This window comes from Actinosynnema sp., assembly GCF_052038725.1.
Genome location: NZ_JBQGCX010000967.1, coordinates 1 through 1768 on the forward strand (window position 1 = coordinate 1; position 1768 = coordinate 1768).

General features: G+C 74.2%; 3 protein-coding genes. 2 read left to right on the forward strand and 1 reads right to left on the reverse strand.

Features of this window, described 5'->3' with window-relative positions; genetic code table 11:
- A partial coding sequence (locus ACTUAL_RS20575) for an alpha/beta fold hydrolase (protein ID WP_440901391.1) occupies positions 1–315 on the reverse strand: 315 nt, incomplete at its 3' end.
- 112 nt (positions 316–427) lie between these two features.
- On the opposite strand from ACTUAL_RS20575, the gene ACTUAL_RS20580 reads away from it, so the two are divergent.
- Positions 428–805: an OB-fold nucleic acid binding domain-containing protein gene (locus ACTUAL_RS20580; RefSeq protein WP_015800359.1), complete on the forward strand. Its 378-nt coding sequence runs from the start codon at positions 428–430 to the stop codon at positions 803–805.
- Positions 802–1590 carry a DUF3159 domain-containing protein gene (locus ACTUAL_RS20585; protein WP_440901392.1) on the forward strand — a complete coding sequence of 263 codons (789 nt, stop codon included), beginning with the start codon at positions 802–804 and terminating at the stop codon, positions 1588–1590. Before ACTUAL_RS20580 ends, ACTUAL_RS20585 begins: the two co-directional genes overlap by 4 nt.
- Positions 1591–1768: the final 178 nt, after the last annotated feature.

Below are 1768 nucleotides of genomic sequence, written 5' to 3' on the forward strand. Positions count from 1 at the left end.
GCTCGCGAGCGCCGACAGCGCGGCGGGGGCGCCCGCCGGCGACCCCGGCCATGCGGGCAGCGCCAGCAGCAGCCCCAGGCACCGCTCCGGGTTCCGCGCCGCCCACCGCACCGCCACGTGCGCGCCCAGCGACACCCCGCCCACCACGAAGCGCGCGGGTCCGGCGTCCAGCGCCGCCAGGTGCCCGGCCACCGTCGCGCTCGTCACCGCCACCAGCCGACCACCCGCACGGGCCACCGGTCCGGCGAACACCGAGCGCACGAAGACCTCGTCCGAGGCGGTCCCCGGCACCACCAGGACGGTTGTGTTGTTCACGACCCCACATCCTCCCCCGGTCGGATACCCGAACGGGTGCGCACGGTTACCCTGACGAGCAGATGGGGCCTCGGCGTCGAGGCCCCGCACCCACAGCACCCAGGAGTCGGGGATGGCTAGTTCCGGGGGCGGTTACTGGCGTCGCCTCGTACGTCGGCTCACCACCGACGTCAGCGAGCTGGACGCCGACGACCTCTCGCGAAAAGCCGCGGAGGTCGGCGCGGTCCGCGCGTGCGACTGCAAGTCCGGCGAGCAGGTGACGGTGATGGGCAGGCTGCGCAGCGTCGAGCTGTGCCCGCGCGACGCCGCCGCGACGCTGGAGGCCGAGCTGTACGACGGCACCGAGGGCGTGACGCTGGTCTGGCTCGGACGCCGCCGCATCGCGGGCATCGAGCCGGGCCGCACGATCAAGGCCAAGGGCCGCATCGCCGTCCGCGACGGCCGCAAGGTCCTCTACAACCCCTACTACGAGCTGCAGACGGCTTCATGACCCAGGCGAACAAGTCCGACCAGCCCGAAGAGCAGCCGACCATGCTGGAGCAGATGGGCGGGGTCGTCGGCCTGGCCTGCTCCGCGCTCCCGGTCGTCGTCTTCGTCCTGGTGAACTCCTTCGCGGGCCTGGTGCCCGCCATCTGGAGCGCCCTCGGCGCCGCGCTCGTGATCGGCGTCGTGCTGGCCAAGCGCAAGGGCTCGATCCAGCCCGCGATCTCCGCCGTGTTCGGCGTGGGCCTCGCGGCGTTCATCGCCTACCGCACCGGCTCGGCCAAGGGCTTCTTCCTCTTCGGCATCTGGCAGAGCCTGGTCTACGGCGGCGCGTTCCTGCTGTCCATCGCGCTGCGCTGGCCGCTGGCGGGCGTCGTCTGGTCCTTCCTCAACGGGCAGGGCCGCGCGTGGCGCGAGGACAGGGCGTCGGTCCGCGACTACGACATCGCCACCCTGGTGTGGGCGCTGGTGTTCCTGTCCCGCTTCGCGGTGCAGCGCTGGCTCTACGACGAGGCCTCGGTGGGCTGGCTGGCGTTCGCCCGCATCGCGATGGGCTACCCGCTGATGGCGATCGCCGTGGCCACGACGGTCTGGGCGGTCCGCCGCTCCGACAAGCGCCTGGCCGCCCTCAAGGAGAGCGCCGAGGCCGAGGAGGCGGCCGAGGAGGAGCGCCTGCGCGCCCGCTACGGCGACCCGGCCGGGCAGGCGGCGCCCGAGCCCCGGACCGAGGTCGCGGGCGACCCGGCCGACGCCGAGGCGCCCGACCGCTCCGGCACCCCCGGCCAGCGCTAGCCGCGCCGCACGGGCGCCCCAGCCGGAGCAGACCCGCCGGAGCAGACCCGCCGAGAAGACCCGAGGGCCCCGGAACCACCGGTTCCGGGGCCCTCGCGCACGACGGCCTCAGTACCCGAGCGCCGTCCTGATCTCCCGCTCCACGTCCTGCGCCGCCACGAACAGCAGCTCGTCCCCG

Excerpts from the sequence above, each read along its gene's own strand:
- ACTUAL_RS20580 (WP_015800359.1), top strand. The coding sequence starts at position 428 with ATGGCTAGTTCCGGGGGCGGTTACTGGCGTCGCCTCGTACGTCGGCTC.
- ACTUAL_RS20585 (WP_440901392.1), top strand. The coding sequence starts at position 802 with ATGACCCAGGCGAACAAGTCCGACCAGCCCGAAGAGCAGCCGACCATG.